The following is a 15,312-nucleotide window of genomic DNA, read 5'->3' as shown; positions in this document are numbered from 1 at the left end:
CTCCTAGATTCGATCTGCCAGCTCCAAGCTGCTGAGCAGTTCTCATCCATCCATCGAGGAATCCCGCCATGACCCATCTTCTGCACCTGGACGCCAGCGCCCGCCCCGGCCGCGCCGGCGAACACCCGCACGGCTCGCTCACCCGCGCGCTGAGCCACCGCTTCGTCGCGCGCTGGACGCGCGCCCGCCCGCAGGACGCGGTGAGCTACCGCGACGTCGGGCTGCAGCCGCCCCCTGCGCTGTCCGGCGAATGGATCCATGCCGCCTTCACGCCCGAGGCCAACCGGTCGCCGGCGCAGCGCACGGTGCTGGCGCACAGCGACGCCCTGGTGAACGAACTGCTGCGCGCCGACCTGCTGGTGCTGGGCGTGCCGATGTACAACTTCGGCCCGCCGGCCGCCTTCAAGGCCTGGCTGGACCACATCGTGCGCATCGGCCGCACCTTCGACTTCGACCCGGCGCGCGGCGACGATCCCTACGTGCCCCTGCTGGCCGACCGGCCGCGCCAGGCCGTCCTGCTCAGTTCGCGCGGCGGCCACGGCTTCGACGATGGGGGCGCGATGGCCGCGATGAACCACCTGGACCCTGCCGTGCGCACGGTGCTGGGCTTCATCGGCATCACCGAGGTGCACGGCATCGCCATCGAGCACGAGGAGCACGGAGGCGAGCGCCTTGCGCGGTCGGTGGCGCTGGCGCATGCGCGCATCGATGCGCTGGTGGACCGGTGGCTTGCGCCGGCGCCGGCCGTCCATCGGGCCGCCGGCATGCAGAAGGCGGCCCTGGCTGCCTGATGCGGCTACGCCGCCAGCGCGGCCAGCGTCTTCTGCATCGCCGGCATGCCCACGGCCATCATGGCGCCGATGGGGCCGGCCGCCGCGTCGGGCAGCACGTCGGTGATCCAGACGAAGCGCGAGCGGCCGTCGGGCTCGGCCAGCACCTGCGCGCTGGCGTGGTGGTGCTCGGCCCGTCCGCCCACCACGGTGTAGGCCAGGCGCCGCGCCTGCTCGTCGATGCCGACCAGCCGCTCGCGCACCTCGTAGCCGTTGGCGAAGCGGATGCGGCGCACCTGGCCGCCCTCCTCCAGCACGCAGTCGGCGACGAAGCCGGGCGCCAGGCGCGTGTGCACGGCGCCGAAGTCGCGCAGCACGTCCCACACCAGCGCCGGCGCGGCGTCGACGACGAATTCCTGGCGCAGCGTGGCCATGCCCGAGCCCCCTCAGCCGGCGCGCAGCTGCGCACGCAGCCTGGCGCCGATCTCCGGCTGCGCCAGGAACGGGTCGGCCGGATTGCGCATGGCGACGATGTTCTCCATACGGCTGGTGATGTTGCCCAGCGCCTTGGGGCTCTCGTGGCTGAACACGTAGAACTGGTCGTCGCTGATCGCCTGGAAGACCTTGTGCGCCACCTCGGCGGCGGTGATCTTGCCGCTGGTGACGGCCTTCTCCGTCATCGCCTGGCCGATCAACTGGCTCTTGGTGAGCTGGCTCTGCGCCGGCGCGCCGCCCGGTCGGTTGCGCTCGCTGTGGGTGATGCCGGTGGGCACGAAGTACGGGCACAGCAGGCTGGCGCCGATCTGGTCGGTCACCAGGCGCAGGTCCTGGTACATGGTCTCGGTCAGGCTCACCACCGCGGCCTTGGCCGCGTTGTAGATGCCCATGTTGGGCGGCGTGAGCAGGCCGGCCATGCTGGCGGTGTTGGTCACGTGGCCGCGGTACGACGGGTCCTTCGCCGCGGCCTCCAGCATCATCGGCACGAACAGGCGCACGCCGTGGATCACGCCCCACAGGTCCACGCCCAGCACCCATTCCCAGTCGGCGACGGTGTTCTCCCACACCAGGCCGCCGGCGCCCACGCCGGCGTTGTTGAAGACGAAGTGCGGCGCGCCGAAGCGCTCCTTCACGGCGGCGGCCAGGGCCTCCATCTGGCCGGCGTCGGCCACGTCGACCTTGCGCGCGAGCACCTGCGCGCCCGCGGCCTTCATCTCGGCCTCGGCCTGGTCCAGTGCGTCCTGCTGCACGTCCACCAGCACCAGGTTCATGCCGCGGGCGGCGCCGATGCGCGCGCATTCGAGGCCGAAGCCGGAGCCGGCGCCGGTGAGCACGGCCGTCTTGCCTTGGAAGTCCTGGATCATGGAGAAACGCCTTTCAGTCGGAAGGAAGAGGTGGATGTCTCGACCGCTGCCGGCCTGCATGCATGGCGGCAGCGACGCGGACGCCATTGAAGCGCGAACGGCGCCCGGCTGTCAGTCCTTCCCGCGACGGCGGCCCTTCAACCGACGCCCGGCTCGCTGCCAACCCCGTGGTGCACGGTGAACAGGCCGTCGGGATCGTAGCGACGCTTGGCGGCCAGCAGCCGCGCATGGTGGCCGCCCCAGAAGGCGCGCGGCCAGTCGGGCTGGAAGTAATCGCTCTCGGACAGGTAGGCGCCGCCGTCGGGCACCACCTGCCGCAGCGCCGCCATGCCGCGGCGGATGGCGGCGGCGCGTGCGCGGCCCCGCTCGACCTGCGGTTCGTGGCCCGGCAGGCCCGGATAGGCCGGCTGCTCGCCGGCGCCCATGATGAGCAGGGCGAAGGCGTCCAGCACGGCCGGGTTCATGGCTGTGTCGCGGGCCGCGGCCAGCACTTCGGGCGGGGCGCCGGCGAGCCCCTTGTTGAAGTGCAGCGACAGGCCGCTCTCGCGGCTGGCGGCGAACAGCGCGTCGGCCAGCGCGCCCGGCGCCTCGCCGTGCAGCAGGGCGGCCGGCAGCCAGGTGGACGCGTAGCCGTGCAGCACCTGCCCGGCCTGGCCCTGATCGCCGGGCCAGAAGACGTTGGTGGCCGGCGCGCCGGGGCGCTCGTCGCGGGCCTGGAAGCCTAGGCTGCGCTTGATCCACGACGGCGCCCAGAAGTCGCGCGCCGAGGTGCCGACCACCAGCGGCGAGGACAGGAAGCGCACTTCCTCCGGCGCCGCTTGCACCGCATCGATGAAGGGCTGCCAGACGGCGCCCGCCTCGGCCCGGTTCAGGCCCTGGAAGACCATGCTCACCTGCAGCCGCTCCCCGGGCAGCAGGCGGATCTGCTCGCCCCAGTGCGGGCTGAGCAGCGCCGTGCGCGCGAAGCCGAGCGTTTGCGCGATCAAGCGGCGGAAGGCCTCGGGCGAGGCGGCCTGCACCGTCATCTCGATCGCGCCGAAGGTGCGCGGCAGCGGGTGCACCTTCAGCGTCAGCCGCGTGACGACGCCGAAGCTGCCGCCGCCACCGCCCTTGAGGGCCCAGAACAGTTCGGGATCGCGGCAGGCGTTGACGGTGCGCACCGCCCCGTCGGCCGTCACCACCTCGGCCTGCAGCAGGCTGGCCGAGGCCAGGCCGAAGGCCTTGGAGAAGCTGCCGAAGCCGCCGCTTTGCACCAGCCCGGCCACGCCCACCGTCATGCAGCCGCCGCCCTGCACGTAGCCGCCGGCGCGGGTGGTGACGGCGTCGTAAGCCTCGCCCCAGACGGCGCCCGCGCCCAGGGTGACGGCGCGCTGCGGCGGCAGGCGGCCGGCGCAGCCCTCGGGCACGAAGTCCTCGTGCACGGCGGCGTCGTTCATGCGGCGCGTCCACACCAGCAGCGAGCCGGCCGCGTTCGAGGTGCCCTGGTAGGCATGGCCGCCGCCCTTCACCGCCAGCCGGACGCGCCGCGTGCGCGCGAAGTCCACCGCCGCCGCCACCTCCTGCGCGTTGCGCGCGGCCACCGCCCAGGCGCTGGGCTGCGAGGTCCATGCGTCGACGTAGCCCAGCGTCTGCGTCAGCGCCACGCTGTCGCGCGTGAAGTACGGGTTCTTCAGCGCGCGCAGCAGGCGCTCGGCTTCGGCGGGGTCCTGCCGCGCCGCTGGCCAGGGTGACTCGACACGCATCAGCGCACCGCCGGTGGCGACCCCCAGGCGCTGCCAGTCGGCCTCGTCGGGCCAGCCCGGCTCGCCAGGGCGAACCGTGGGCGCCGCGGCGCGGGCGGCGGGCAGGCGGCCGAGCCAGGGCATCGCCGCGGCCGCCGACAGCAGCAGCCGCCGCGGCCGTGAAAAGAGGGAGGCCCGTGTCCGCATCGCCGTGCCGCGTGCCTGCGTGCGGCCGCCGATCAGTCGCGCGCCGCCCTCAGCACGTAGCCGATGCGCGGGAAGTGCACATGCACCGTGCCGGCGCCGTCCGCCTGTCGCGCCAGCGTGTAGTGCGTGCGCGTGGCCGCGACCAGCGTGCCGGCGGTCTCTTCCGGGCCGAAGCTCTCGGCGCGCACGGTGACGGCGCTGCCCAGCGGGATGCCGTGCTCGTCCTGGAAGGTGCTGTCGGCCAGCAGCGTGTGCGGCGTGGCGGCCTGCGCGGCGGCGATGGCGTCGGCGGCCGTGATCTTCTCGAAGCTGCCGTGGCCGATCGCCTGGATGCCGTCCATCCAGTCCAGCACGGCGGGCGTGAGCTGGAGGATGTCCTTCACCGCATGCACGCGGCGGGTGTACCAGAGCCCGTGGTAGGCGGCGAAGTCGGCGATGCAGGGCACTTCGCCGAGCAGGAAGGGCTTGTCGTCCAGCATGTCCGACAGGCGCCGCAGGTAGGACTTGTAGGCCGCGGCGGCGTCGCCCGGCCGCAGCCGCGCCATGTTGCCGGCGCTCATCTTCGCGCGGTCTTCCGCGAAGGCCTTGGCCGCCTCGGGCGGCGCGCCGGCGAAGACCTCGGCCGCGCCCTTGGGCTGCAGGCTGTAGGCCATGGCGGCCCAGAAGAGCTGGCTGTCGGCCCACTGGGCGAGGATGCGCGAGAGGCCCTTTTCCGGCTCGGGGTACAGCGGCGGTTCGGGCTGCAGGTGCTCCAGCACGTCGGCGACGAGGGCGGTGTCGCAGTAGATGTCGGCGCCGATCTGCAGCACCGGCGCACGCCGGTAGCCGCCGGTGAGGGCCACGAGCTGCGGCTTGGGCATCACCGGCGGGATGATCACCGACTTCCAGGCCAGCTTCTTGTGGCCCAGCAGCAGGCGGGCCTTCTCGGAAAAGGGCGAACTGGCGTAGTGGTGGAGGATCAGGTCGGGCATGTGTGGGGTCGGGTCGACGCGCTACGGCAGCGAGGCCCTCACCCTACCCGCTCGCGCCGCGTTTGTCGAAGCCCGGCGTGCCGTTCGCGGCGGCGTGCAGCACGGCACGCTCGGTCTCCGACAGGTGCCGCTCCATCAGCGACACGGCGGCCTGGGTGTCGCGCGCCAGCACGGCATCGACGATGGCCTGGTGCTCGGCATTGACGTCGCGCGCAACCAGGTGCGTGCTCTCCAGGCGGATCTTGCGATAGCGCTGCGAGTGGTCGGTCAGCTGGTTCCAGAAGCGCAACAGCCACTGCGAGCGGCAGGCGCCGACCAGTGCTGCATGGAACTGGCGATGCCGGTCTTCCCACTCCGATGCCAGCGCATCCGGCCGGGAGAAATCCGGCAGCGGCGTGCGCTGCAGCACATGCAGCGCCGCCACCACCCCCGCTTCCCAGCGCGCGTCGCCGTGCTCGATGGCGTCCGACAGGCAGAGCCGCTCGATCTCCCGCCGCGCCTTCATCAGGTCGGTGAACTCGGCGATGGACGACTCCACCACGCGCGCCCCGCGGTGGGCCTCGACCGCGACCAGCCCTTCGCTGCCCAGCCTCGCCAGCGCCTCGCGGATGGGCGTGAGGCCTAGATGAAAGCGCTTGTCGAGATCCGCCGCGCGCAGCCGTTCGTTGGGCGCGAGCTCACCCCGAAGGATTTCCTGGCGCAGGCGCTCGTAGGCGCGCTCGGTCCGGGAACTGGAGGACTCCGAAGGTCGCTCATCTAGCACGAAAGTCTCCATGAAGTATATGCGTCATTATACGGACGACCATATTTCATGAAATCCGTATATTTCATGAAATTAATCGACTCACATGAATTCCATCGGCCGGTACCGCGCATTTCGATCCACTTCCGAGAACGCCTTCAACATGCCCACCTCACGCTTTCGCACACTCCCCTTCGTCTGCATCGCACTCGGCGCCGCGGCGGCGCCGGCCATGGCCCAGAGCAGCACCACAGTCTATGGCCTGGTCGACCTCGGCTTCGTGCGGGAGAGCGGCGGCCCCGGCGGCGCACGCAACCAAAAACTCACCAGCGGCATCAGCGCCGGGTCGCGCCTGGGCTTCCGCGGCACGGAAGACCTGGGCGGCGGCCTGTCGGCGGTCTACCGCCTGGAGATGGGGCTCAATTCCGACACGGGCACGCTCGGCCAGGGCGGCCGGGCCTTCGGCCGCGAGTCCTGGGTGGGCCTGCAGGGCGGCTTCGGCCGGATCCTGCTGGGGCGCCAGTACACGCCGGTGGCCTTCCTTCAGGTGGAAACCGACCCCTTCAACACCGGCCTGGCCGGTACATCGGCCAACCTGATCAGCGCAGGCGGGGCGGGCGGCAGCAACCGCATGGACAACACGGTCCGCTACGCGGTGGAAACGAAACAGGGCCTCACCCTCGACCTGGCCTACGCCTTCGGCGAGAAGGCCGACGACGCCAGCGCCTCCCGCGAGTACGGGCTGGCCGTCGGCTATGTCTCCGGGCCGGTGTACGTCAAGCTGGGGCACCACAACGTCAACGACGCCAAGGGCGTGCCGGGCAAGGTGACGCTGCTGGGCGCCAAGTACGACTTCGGCGTGGCAACGGCGCACTTCAACTACGCCGTGAACCGGGGTTCGGCGGTCTTCGGGCTGATCAACAAGGACTCGCGCGACCTGATGCTGGGCATCTCGGTGCCGTACGGCGCAGGCAGGTTCATGGCCTCCTACATCCGCAAGGACGACCGCACCCTCGACAACAACGACGCCAACCAGTGGGCGGTCGGCTACATGCACAACCTGTCGCGCCGCACCGCGCTGTATGCGTCCATCGCGCGCATCCACAACAACGCCCGCGCCGGAGCCGCCACCGGCTTCTACCGCGTGGGCAACGCCACCGAACAGGGCCTGGGCAGCCGCGCCCTCAACTTCGGCATGCGCCATGCCTTCTGATTTCCAATCTCTTCCGGACAAGGACCATCCCATGAACCGACGAAACCTCTGCCAATACATCCTGGGCTGCGCCGCAGTGACGCTGGCGGCCGGAACCGCCACGGCCCAGCCTGCGGCAGACTACCCGGCCAAGCCCATCACCATCGTCGTGGGCTACCCCGCGGGCGGCGACACCGACGTCATCGCCCGCGTGATCGGCGAGAAGCTGTCGGCCCGGCTGGGCCAGCCGGTGGTGGTGGACAACCGCACCGGCGCCGGCGGCACCATCGCCTCCAGCATGGTCTCCAAGGCCGCGCCCGATGGCTACACGCTGCTACTGGCCCCGAACACGGTCGCCATCACGCCGCACGTGCTGCAGGCATCCAAGACTGCCCAGATCGACCCCGCCAGCGACCTGACGCCGATCATCCAGTTGGCCAGCCAGTCGCTGTTCGTCGTCGCGGCGGCCGACACCGGCGTGAAGACCATGAAGGACCTCGTGGCCTCCGTGAAGGCGGGGAAGATCCGGTCCTACGCGAGCCCGGGCTACGGCTCGCCGATGCACGTGCTGGCAGAGCTGGTCGACAAGTCCGCCGGCATCAAGATCACGCAGGTGCCCTACCGCGGCAGCGTGCCGGCGGTGGCGGACATGGTGGCCGGGCAGGTGCCCATGATGTATTCGTCGCTCGGCCCCGTCCTGCCCTTCGTCGAGAACGGCAAGCTGGTGGTGCTGGCCGTGGCGGACCCGGCCCGCTCGGCTTTCCTGCCCGACGTGCCCACGCTGGCCGAGGCCGGCTATCCCAATGCGGACGTGGGGGCGTGGCAGGCCCTGATGGGTCCGAAGGACATGCCGCCGGCACTGGTGGCGCTGCTGAACCGGCACGTCAACGAGGTGCTCAGGATGCCCGACGTGGCGGCGCGCATGAAGAAGATCTCGCTGCAGCCGGAAGGCGGGTCGCCCGAGAAGATGAAGAAGCTGGCGCAGGAGGACTATCTTCGCTACGGCCGGCTCGTCAAGGAATTCGGCATCCGCGCCGAATAGGCCCTGCCGCGATGACGACACTCATCACCGGCGCCGGCGTCATCGGATGCCATACCGCGCGCATGCTGGCGCAGCGCGGCGAAGAGGTGCTGCTGCTGGACCTGCAGCCGGCCGCGGCCGCCGTCGCCTCCATCGTCGACTCCCCCCGCGTGCGGCTGGTGCAGGGCGACGTGTCCGACTTCGACAGCCTGTCGCAGCGGGTGCGCGGCGAGGGCGTACGCCGCATCGTGCACACGGCGGCCATGCTGTCCACTGCCATCCGCGCCCATCCGCTGCGCGGCATCGCCGTCAACGTCATGGGCACGGCGAACGTGCTCGAATGCGGTCGCCTGCACGCGCTGGAGCGCGTGGTGGTGGCCAGTTCGACCACGGTGGGCTACAGCACCTTCGGCGAATTCGACGGCGCCGCCTTTCCGGACGACTTCCCCCTGCGCTCGATCTCCCACCGGCCCGGATCGATCTACGCGGCCACCAAGGTCAGCGCCGAGCACCTCGCGCTGCTGTACCGCGATCTCTACGGCTTGAGTACCGTCACGCTGCGCTATGCGGCGGTGATCAGTGCCTGGCCCGGCCCCGGCACCTCGGTGCCGGGAAGGGTGCTGTCCGCCCTCGCCGGCCCTGCCAGCCGGCGGGCCGCATCGGTCATCGACGATCCCTACATCGTGTGGCGAGGCGGGGAGGAGTTCGTCGACGCCCGCGATTGCGCGCTGGCGAACGTCGCCGCGCTGGATGCGCCCGCGCCCGTTCAAGGCGTCTACAGCGTCGGCATGGGGCGCCTGCACAGCTTCGAGGACTTCGAGCAGGCGGTGCGGCACCTCCATCCGGCCCTGCAGGTCGAGCGGCGGGTGGCGCCGGCAGGCGGCTTCGCGGGATTCCCGCACGTGCGCAACGCGGCGTCCGATCTGGCGCCCATCGACCGCGAACTCGGCTGGCGGCCGAGTTTCTCGCTGGATGACGCCGTGGCGCACTTCGCGCCCTACACGATGGAACTCGCGACGTGACAACGATCGATATCGACGGGCTGCCGCCGCAGCCTCCCCTGCCCTTCAAGGCCGCGGCGGACTATGCCGAGACCGTGCTCGCCTGGGCACGAACGGTGCCGTCGGGCCTCCAGTTGGCGCGCAACGTGGCCTACGGCCCCGATGCCTCCCACCGCTACGACGTCTACGGTGCGCCCGATCAGAGCGTCCTGCCTGTGCTGGTGTTCTGGCATGGCGGCGGATGGACGCACGGCCACAAGGAGTGGAGCGCCTTCATGGCCGAGCCCGTGGCCAGGCTCGGCCTGCGACTGGTGACGCCGGGCTACCGGCTCGCGCCTGCGCACCGGCTGCCTGCCGCCTTCGATGACAGCCTGGCGGCGCTGCGTCACATCGCGGCGCATGCGCGTGACTTCGGCGGCGATCCGCAGCGCATCTACCTGGCCGGCCATTCGGCCGGAGGACACCTGGCCGCGCTCGCTGCATTGCGCACGGCGGATGCGCGGCAGGCCGGCGTACCGGTGGAGGCCCTGCGCGGCTGCCTGCCGCTGAGCGCGATCCTGGATCTGCATCATCCCCAGCCGCCGGCGGAAAGTCTGGAAGAACGCGTCTACAGCCATGTGCTGCAGCGGCCCGATGACGACGCGCCGATGAGTCCCCTCTGCTGGACGGCCGGCAACCGCATGCCCTTCTGCCTGGGCTACGGCGAGATGGACAGCGAACGCGTGGCACGCTCCAACCAGCGCACCGCCGCCTTGCTGGCGCTGCAGCCCGGCCCCGTCCGGCTGGACCGCGAGGCCGGCCTGGATCACTTCGGCACGCACACCCGCCTGCGCGACGGCTCGGCGCCCTGGTACGCAAGGCTCACCGACATGGTGCGCGGCGAGGACCAGTAGCTTCATCGCAGGCCGAGTCTTCCCCCATTCACCGAGCAAGCTGCATCCATGACGAACAGACAGACCGCTTTCATCACCGGCGCCGCCTCCGGCATCGGCCATGCCACCGCCGTGCGCCTGGCCGCCGACGGCTTCCGTGTGGTCATTCTCGACCGGGACCACGAGAAGGTCGAACGCAGCGTGGCCGCGCTGCGGGCCTCGGGCCACGATGCCGCCGGGCACGCGCTCGACGTGCGCGACCGCGCCGCCATCGCACAGGCACTGGACTCGCAGCCGCGCGTCGACGTGCTGGTCTGCGCCGCCGGGATCGGGCCGATGCGGGCCTTCGACGAGATCACCGACGACGACTTCCGGCAGGTGCTGGAGGTCAACCTGATCGGCCTGTTCGCCTGCTGCCAGGAGGCAGCACGCCGCATGCAGGCCGGCGGGCGCATCGTCACCGTCTCGTCGCGGGCGGCGCTCGGCGCCGGCAGCTTCGCGCACTACGCCGCGTCGAAGGCCGGGGTGATCGGCCTGACGCGCGCGATGGCGATCGACCTGCGCCCGAAGGGCATCGCCGTGAATTCGATCGCGCCGGGGTTCACCGACACCGGCATGACACGCGCGCTCACCCCGCAGCAACACGCCGCCGCCAGCGCACTGGAGCCGGCCGGCAAGCCGGCCGATCCGTCCGAGATCGCCAACGCGATCGCCTTCTTCGCCTCGCCGCGCACCACCTTCGTCACGGGGCAGACGCTCTTCGTCGACGGCGGCAAGTCACTCGGAGGTCTCGGCGCATGAAGGCCAGGATCGTGCGCTCGGCCTGCCTCGAAGGCCGCGTCAAGCCTGGCCATGCCGACCAGTTCGACGCCTTTATCCTGGAGCAGATCGCACCGCTGATGAAGCGCTTCCCGGGCGTGCGGGCCACGCGCATCCTGAGATCACTGGAAGTGGAGGACGACGGGCCGCCGCTATACATGGTCTTCGAGTCGGTCTACGACTCGGTGGATGCCATGCGCGCCGCGTTCGCCGACCCCGTCCGCCAGGAACTGAGGCAGCGGCTCGGCGAGGTGATGCCCCTCTTCGAGGGCCGCATGTTCCACATCACGCAGATGCTGAGCGCCGACGAGCCCCTTCGGGACTGAGCGATCTACGCCACCGGCATGGCGCGCTCGATGATGGCGCCGGCATCGACGCCCGCGCCCAGCGTGCCGAAGGCGTAGCCCCAGTCCCCGCCCAGGCGCGAGGCGGCGAAGGCGGCGTGCACCGCCTCGGGGGCGGTCTGCACCAGCAGCGCGGCCTGCACGGCCAGCGCCACGTCCTGCGCCAGGCGGCGCGCCTCCACTTCCGTGGCCATGGCCTCGACGCGCGCCGGCAGCGCGGCCACCAGGCGGTCCAGCGCCGCGTGCACGCCGCGTGCCGGGGCCAGTTCGCGTTCCAGCGCTGCCGCCGCATCGCCCTTGCGCAGCGCGCGCAGCAGGTCGATGGCCATGATGTTGCCGGCGCCCTCCCAGATGGAGTTCAGCGGCATCTCGCGGTAGATGCGCGCCATCACGCCCTGGCCGCCCTCTTCCACGTAGCCATTGCCGCCCAGGCATTCCATCGCCTCCTGCGCCAGGTGGCTGCCGCGCTTGCAGATCCAGAACTTGGCAACAGGGGTGAGCAGGCGCGCCATCAGGCGTTCGTGCGCATCGTCCTGCCGGTCGAAGCTGCGCGCCAGGCGGATCGCCAGCGCGGTGGCGGCCTCGCTTTCCAGCGCCAGGTCGGCCAGCACGTTGCGCATCAGCGGCTGCTCGATCAGCGGCTTGCCGAAGGCGCTGCGCTGGCGGGTGTGGTTGAGCGCCAGCGCCACCGCCTGGCGCATCAGGCCGCTGGTGCCCAGCGAGCAGTCCAGGCGGGTCATGGTGCCCATCTCCAGGATCTGCGGCACGCCGCGGCCCTCCTCGCCCACCAGCCACGCGGCGGCGCCGTGGAACTCGACCTCGGAGCTGGCGTTGGCCTTGTTGCCCAGCTTGTCCTTCAGGCGCTGGATGCGGATGGCGTTGCGCGTGCCGTCGGGCAGCACGCGCGGCAGGAAGAAGCACGAGAGGCCCGCCGGCGCCTGCGCCAGCACCAGGAAGGCGTCACACATCGGCGCCGAGAAGAACCACTTGTGGCCAGTGATCGCGTAGCGCTCGCCCCAGGCGTCGCTGCCGTCGCGCACGGCCTGCGTGGTGTTGGCGCGCACGTCGGAGCCGCCCTGCTTCTCGGTCATGCCCATGCCCATGGTCACGCCGGGCTTGTCGCGGTAGACCTTCAGCGCCGGGTCGTACGCGCGGCTTTGCAGCAGGGGCGACCACTCGGCATGGATGGCCGGGTTGTCGCGCAGGGCCGGCGCCACCGCGTAGGTCATCGAGATCGGGCACAGGATCGAGGGCTCCAGCTCGGTGAAGAGCATGAAGCCCGCCGCGCGCTGCACGTGGGGCGAGCGCCCGAGCGGCGACGGACCGCCCCGAGCCGCGGGAGCCCCCTCGGGGGGCAGCGCAGCAGGCGAAGCCGCAGGCGTGGGGGCCTCGTTCTCGGCCCACGGCGTGCCATGCAGCCCGGCGCCGACGGCCGTCTGCATCAGCGCGTGGTAGCTGGGATGGAACTCCACCTCGTCGATGCGGCGGCCGAAGCGGTCGTGCGTGCGCAGCTCGGGCGTGTGGACGTTGGCCAGGCGCGCATGGGCCTGCATCCCGGCGCTGCCCAGCTCGCGGCCCAGCGCCTGCAGCGGCCCAAGCTGCAGGTCCGGCGCGTTGAAGCGCAGCGCGTCCTGCAGCGCGCGGTTGGTGGCGAACAGGTCGTAGTCCACCAGCGGCTCGGGCTGGTTGAAGACCTCATGGGTGATGACGCTGTCCATGTCCGCCTCCTGTGTCTCGGGTCAGATGAGCTTGACCAGCTGCTTGCCGAAGTTGCGGCCCTTGAGCAGGCCGAGGAAAGCCTCGGGCGCGGCCTCGATGCCCTGCGCGATCGACTCGCGCGGCCGCAGCTTGCCGGTGGCCACCAGCGTGCCCAGCTCCTTCAGCGCCTCGGGCCACACCTCCATGTGCTCGCTGACGATGAAGCCTTCCAGCTTCACGCGGTTGATGAGCAGCAGCGCCGGGTTGGCCAGCGGCAGCGGCTGGCCGTCGTAGCCGGCGATCATGCCGCACAGCGCGATGCGGGCGAAGGCGTTCAGGCGCGACAGCACGGCGTCGAGGATGTAGCCGCCGACGTTCTCGAAGTAGCCGTCGATGCCCTGCGGGCAAGCTTCCTTGAGCGCCGCGCTCATGCTCTTGGCGTCCGGGTGCTGGCGGTAGTCGATGCAGGCGTCGAAACCCAGCTCGTCGGTGACGTATTTGCACTTGTCGGGGCCGCCGGCGATGCCCACCACGCGGCAGCCGCGCGCCTTGGCCAGCGCACCGAAGGCGCTGCCGACGGCGCCCGAGGCGGCGCTGACCACCAGCGTCTCGCCGGCCTTGGGCGCGATGATCTTCACCAGGCCGTACCAGGCGGTGACGCCCGGCATGCCCACGGCGCCCAGGTAGTGCGACAGCGGCACGTGCGCGGTGTCCACCTTGCGCAGCATGCCGGGCTGGTTGCCGTCGACCACGCTGTACTCCTGCCAGCCGCCGAAGCCGACCACCTTGTCGCCCACGGCGTACTTGGGGTTGCGGCTCTCGACCACCTCGCCGACCGTGCCGCCCTGGAAGACCTGCCCCACGGGCTGCGGCTGGGCGTAGCTCTTGGATTCGTTCATGCGCCCGCGCATGTACGGGTCCAGGCTCAGGTAGTGGTGGCGCACCAGCACCTGGCCGTCGGCCAGCGGCGGCGTCTCGGCCGTCACAAGCCGGAAGTTGCTGGCCTGGGCCTCGCCCTCGGGGCGGCTGGCCAGGTGGATCTGCTTGTTGGTGGGCATGGATAGCCTCCTTGCTTAGTCTGTGGCGGGGGGTTGCAGGTCGTGGATCGTCTTGCCGGCCACCGGCAGGCGCTTGACGTACTTGAAGGTGCCGGTGCCGTGGGTGCAGGCGCGGCCCTGGCTGTCGTGGATCGTCGCCTCGACGAAGGCCAGCGTGGCGGTGCGGTGCATCAGCCGCCCCCGGGCGATCAGCGGGCCGGTGGCGGGCAGCATGAAGCTGGTCTTCATCTCGACGGTGACCACGCCCATCTCGGGCTGCACGCTGCGCGCGGCGGTGGCCATGGCCACGTCCAGCAGCGTCATGCAGGCGCCGCCGTGGGCGACGGCGAAGCTGTTGGTGTGCTCCGGCGCCGGCGTGTAGCGCAGCTCCGATTCGCCGCCCTCGAAGCGCTCCAGCGTGAAGCCCAGGTGGTCGACGAAGGGGATCGTGACACCGAAGGAAAGGCTCATGCGAGGCGTCCCGCCGTCAGGCGGCTCCCAGCACCACGCTGGTGCCGCCGTCCACCGCCAGCCACTGGCCGGTGATGTGCTTGCCGGCATCGCTGGCGTACAGCAGCGTGATGCCCTTCAGGTCCTCGTCGTCGCCCAGGCGGTGCAGCGGCGCCGCGGCCTTCATGTTGTCCTCGCCCAGGTGGTCGATCAGGCCGGAGGCCATCTTGGTGCGGAAGAAGCCCGGGCAGATGGCGTTGACGTTGATGCCGTACTTGCCCCATTCGGCCGCCAGCGTGCGGGTGAAGCCGATCACCGCCGTCTTGGAGGTGTTGTAGGCCAGGGTCTGCATGCCGGGCGGGTTGCCGTTCAGGCCGGCGATGGAGGCGATGTTGATGATGCGGCCGGTCTTCTTCGGGATCATGTAGCCGTTGGCGACCTGCTGGCTGAGGATGAAGTAGCCGCGCACGTTGAGGTTCATCACCTTGTCCCAGGCCTCGACCGGGTGCTGCTCGGCCGGGGCGCCCCAGCTCGCGCCGGCGTTGTTGACGAGGATGTCCACCGCGCCCAGGCGCTGCAGCGTCTCGTCGGCCAGGCGGCGGGTGTCCTCCTCCTTGCTGCAGTCGGCGGCGACCCAGCGCGCGTCGATGCCGGCGGCCTGCAGTTCGGCGGCGGCCTGCTCCAGGTCGTCGGCCTTGCGCGAGCTGAGCATGACCTTGGCGCCGGCCTCGCCCAGCGCGTGGGCCATCTGCAGCCCCAGGCCGCGCGAGCCGCCGGTGACGAGGGCGACCTTGCCTTTCAGGTCGAAGAGTTGCTGGACGGTGCGGGTCATCGGTGTCTCCTGGGATGAAGGGGGATCGGGTCAGGGCTTCATGCGCGAGCGCACGTAGATCAGCGCCACGCCTACGGTCGCCGCGACGGCGCCCGGCACGGCCAGGCCCCAGCCCGCGGCTTCGTTGCCGCGGCCGATGGCGATGCCGAGGATGAGTACCAGCAGGCCGCCGTAGATGAGCACCCAGGTCAGGTGCTCGATCCAGTGGCGCTTCTTGCCGGAGGCGGTGGGGACGGGGATCGGTTCGGTCATGTCAGTGCCGCCCGGCCGCCCG

17 protein-coding genes are annotated in these 15,312 nt (G+C 71.1%); 7 read left to right on the top strand and 10 right to left on the bottom strand.

What is annotated here, in order from left to right; genetic code table 11:
* The first annotated feature begins 68 nt into the window (after positions 1-68).
* Positions 69-791 (top strand): FMN-dependent NADH-azoreductase, encoded by a 723-nt coding sequence (locus Q392_RS28005; RefSeq protein WP_038216505.1) that lies wholly within the window; start codon positions 69-71, stop codon positions 789-791.
* A 5-nt stretch (positions 792-796) separates the two neighbouring features.
* Here Q392_RS28005 and Q392_RS28000 read toward each other — a convergent pair whose 3' ends face one another.
* The 5 genes from Q392_RS28000 to Q392_RS27980 form a co-directional block, all read right to left on the bottom strand.
* Positions 797-1,204 carry an SRPBCC family protein gene (locus tag Q392_RS28000; protein ID WP_038216503.1) on the bottom strand — a complete coding sequence of 136 codons (408 nt, stop codon included), beginning with the start codon at positions 1,202-1,204 and terminating at the stop codon, positions 797-799.
* A 12-nt stretch (positions 1,205-1,216) separates the two neighbouring features.
* The gene (locus Q392_RS27995) at positions 1,217-2,131 is read right to left on the bottom strand and encodes an SDR family oxidoreductase (RefSeq protein WP_038216499.1); all 915 of its coding nucleotides are present in this window, start codon (positions 2,129-2,131) and stop codon (positions 1,217-1,219) included.
* A gap of 137 nt (positions 2,132-2,268) precedes the next feature.
* Positions 2,269-4,059 (bottom strand): FAD-binding oxidoreductase, encoded by a 1,791-nt coding sequence (locus Q392_RS27990; RefSeq protein ID WP_038216498.1) that lies wholly within the window; start codon positions 4,057-4,059, stop codon positions 2,269-2,271.
* A 32-nt stretch (positions 4,060-4,091) separates the two neighbouring features.
* Complete coding sequence (locus Q392_RS27985) at positions 4,092-5,030, bottom strand: glutathione S-transferase family protein (protein WP_038216496.1); 939 nt, start codon at positions 5,028-5,030, stop codon at positions 4,092-4,094.
* Positions 5,031-5,073: 43 nt separating this feature from the next.
* Positions 5,074-5,805, bottom strand: a complete 732-nt coding sequence (locus Q392_RS27980) for an FCD domain-containing protein (RefSeq protein ID WP_051954024.1) — start codon at positions 5,803-5,805, stop codon at positions 5,074-5,076.
* Positions 5,806-5,935: 130 nt separating this feature from the next.
* Between Q392_RS27980 and Q392_RS27975 the strand changes: the two genes are divergently transcribed.
* Genes Q392_RS27975 through Q392_RS27950 form a run of 6 tightly spaced genes read left to right on the top strand, consistent with a single transcriptional unit; the run spans position 5,936 to position 11,003 of the window.
* Positions 5,936-6,985, top strand: a complete 1,050-nt coding sequence (locus tag Q392_RS27975; protein WP_051954068.1) for a porin — start codon at positions 5,936-5,938, stop codon at positions 6,983-6,985.
* Between the two features lie 31 nt (positions 6,986-7,016).
* Positions 7,017-8,006, top strand: coding sequence for a Bug family tripartite tricarboxylate transporter substrate binding protein (locus tag Q392_RS27970; protein WP_051954023.1), 990 nt, complete (start codon positions 7,017-7,019; stop codon positions 8,004-8,006).
* Between the two features lie 11 nt (positions 8,007-8,017).
* Positions 8,018-9,007: an NAD-dependent epimerase/dehydratase family protein gene (locus tag Q392_RS27965; RefSeq protein ID WP_038216494.1), complete on the top strand. Its 990-nt coding sequence runs from the start codon at positions 8,018-8,020 to the stop codon at positions 9,005-9,007.
* Positions 9,004-9,879: an alpha/beta hydrolase gene (locus Q392_RS31555; RefSeq protein ID WP_051954022.1), complete on the top strand. Its 876-nt coding sequence runs from the start codon at positions 9,004-9,006 to the stop codon at positions 9,877-9,879. The genes Q392_RS27965 and Q392_RS31555 overlap by 4 nt, the downstream gene beginning before the upstream one ends.
* Positions 9,880-9,927: 48 nt before the next feature.
* Positions 9,928-10,659, top strand: a complete 732-nt coding sequence (locus Q392_RS27955; RefSeq protein WP_038216491.1) for an SDR family NAD(P)-dependent oxidoreductase — start codon at positions 9,928-9,930, stop codon at positions 10,657-10,659.
* A complete protein-coding gene (locus tag Q392_RS27950; RefSeq protein WP_038216488.1) occupies positions 10,656-11,003 on the top strand; it encodes a putative quinol monooxygenase in 348 nt (115 codons plus the stop codon). The genes Q392_RS27955 and Q392_RS27950 overlap by 4 nt, the downstream gene beginning before the upstream one ends.
* A gap of 5 nt (positions 11,004-11,008) precedes the next feature.
* Here Q392_RS27950 and Q392_RS27945 read toward each other — a convergent pair whose 3' ends face one another.
* From Q392_RS27945 to Q392_RS27925, 5 genes are read right to left on the bottom strand one after another with little or no spacing between them, the layout of a single operon-like run.
* A complete protein-coding gene (locus Q392_RS27945; protein ID WP_038216483.1) occupies positions 11,009-12,739 on the bottom strand; it encodes an acyl-CoA dehydrogenase family protein in 1,731 nt (576 codons plus the stop codon).
* 21 nt (positions 12,740-12,760) lie between these two features.
* Positions 12,761-13,777 (bottom strand): NADP-dependent oxidoreductase, encoded by a 1,017-nt coding sequence (locus tag Q392_RS27940; protein ID WP_038216482.1) that lies wholly within the window; start codon positions 13,775-13,777, stop codon positions 12,761-12,763.
* A gap of 15 nt (positions 13,778-13,792) precedes the next feature.
* Positions 13,793-14,227, bottom strand: coding sequence for a PaaI family thioesterase (locus Q392_RS27935; protein WP_038216479.1), 435 nt, complete (start codon positions 14,225-14,227; stop codon positions 13,793-13,795).
* Between the two features lie 16 nt (positions 14,228-14,243).
* Positions 14,244-15,038, bottom strand: a complete 795-nt coding sequence (locus Q392_RS27930) for an SDR family oxidoreductase (protein WP_038216475.1) — start codon at positions 15,036-15,038, stop codon at positions 14,244-14,246.
* Between the two features lie 30 nt (positions 15,039-15,068).
* On the bottom strand, positions 15,069-15,290 hold the full coding sequence (locus Q392_RS27925) for a hypothetical protein (protein WP_038216472.1): 222 nt from the start codon (positions 15,288-15,290) through the stop codon (positions 15,069-15,071).
* Between the last annotated feature and the right edge of the window lie 22 nt (positions 15,291-15,312).

This window comes from Xenophilus azovorans DSM 13620, assembly GCF_000745855.1.
GTDB classification, from domain to species: Bacteria; Pseudomonadota; Gammaproteobacteria; order Burkholderiales; family Burkholderiaceae_C; genus Xenophilus; species Xenophilus azovorans.
The sequence above is the reverse complement of the archived record's forward strand: the minus strand, read 5'-3'. Positions and strand labels throughout refer to the sequence as shown.

Excerpts from the sequence above, each read along its gene's own strand:
- Q392_RS27970 (WP_051954023.1), top strand. The coding sequence starts at position 7,017 with ATGAACCGACGAAACCTCTGCCAATACATCCTGGGCTGCGCCGCAGTG.
- Q392_RS27985 (WP_038216496.1), bottom strand. The coding sequence starts at position 5,030 with ATGCCCGACCTGATCCTCCACCACTACGCCAGTTCGCCCTTTTCCGAG.
- Q392_RS27945 (WP_038216483.1), bottom strand. The coding sequence starts at position 12,739 with ATGGACAGCGTCATCACCCATGAGGTCTTCAACCAGCCCGAGCCGCTG.
- Q392_RS27955 (WP_038216491.1), top strand. The coding sequence starts at position 9,928 with ATGACGAACAGACAGACCGCTTTCATCACCGGCGCCGCCTCCGGCATC.
- Q392_RS27950 (WP_038216488.1), top strand. The coding sequence starts at position 10,656 with ATGAAGGCCAGGATCGTGCGCTCGGCCTGCCTCGAAGGCCGCGTCAAG.
- Q392_RS27930 (WP_038216475.1), bottom strand. The coding sequence starts at position 15,038 with ATGACCCGCACCGTCCAGCAACTCTTCGACCTGAAAGGCAAGGTCGCC.
- Q392_RS27990 (WP_038216498.1), bottom strand. The coding sequence starts at position 4,059 with ATGCGGACACGGGCCTCCCTCTTTTCACGGCCGCGGCGGCTGCTGCTG.
- Q392_RS27925 (WP_038216472.1), bottom strand. The coding sequence starts at position 15,290 with ATGACCGAACCGATCCCCGTCCCCACCGCCTCCGGCAAGAAGCGCCAC.
- Q392_RS27995 (WP_038216499.1), bottom strand. The coding sequence starts at position 2,131 with ATGATCCAGGACTTCCAAGGCAAGACGGCCGTGCTCACCGGCGCCGGC.
- Q392_RS27940 (WP_038216482.1), bottom strand. The coding sequence starts at position 13,777 with ATGCCCACCAACAAGCAGATCCACCTGGCCAGCCGCCCCGAGGGCGAG.
- Q392_RS27935 (WP_038216479.1), bottom strand. The coding sequence starts at position 14,227 with ATGAGCCTTTCCTTCGGTGTCACGATCCCCTTCGTCGACCACCTGGGC.
- Q392_RS27965 (WP_038216494.1), top strand. The coding sequence starts at position 8,018 with ATGACGACACTCATCACCGGCGCCGGCGTCATCGGATGCCATACCGCG.
- Q392_RS28005 (WP_038216505.1), top strand. The coding sequence starts at position 69 with ATGACCCATCTTCTGCACCTGGACGCCAGCGCCCGCCCCGGCCGCGCC.
- Q392_RS27980 (WP_051954024.1), bottom strand. The coding sequence starts at position 5,805 with ATGGAGACTTTCGTGCTAGATGAGCGACCTTCGGAGTCCTCCAGTTCC.
- Q392_RS27975 (WP_051954068.1), top strand. The coding sequence starts at position 5,936 with ATGCCCACCTCACGCTTTCGCACACTCCCCTTCGTCTGCATCGCACTC.
- Q392_RS28000 (WP_038216503.1), bottom strand. The coding sequence starts at position 1,204 with ATGGCCACGCTGCGCCAGGAATTCGTCGTCGACGCCGCGCCGGCGCTG.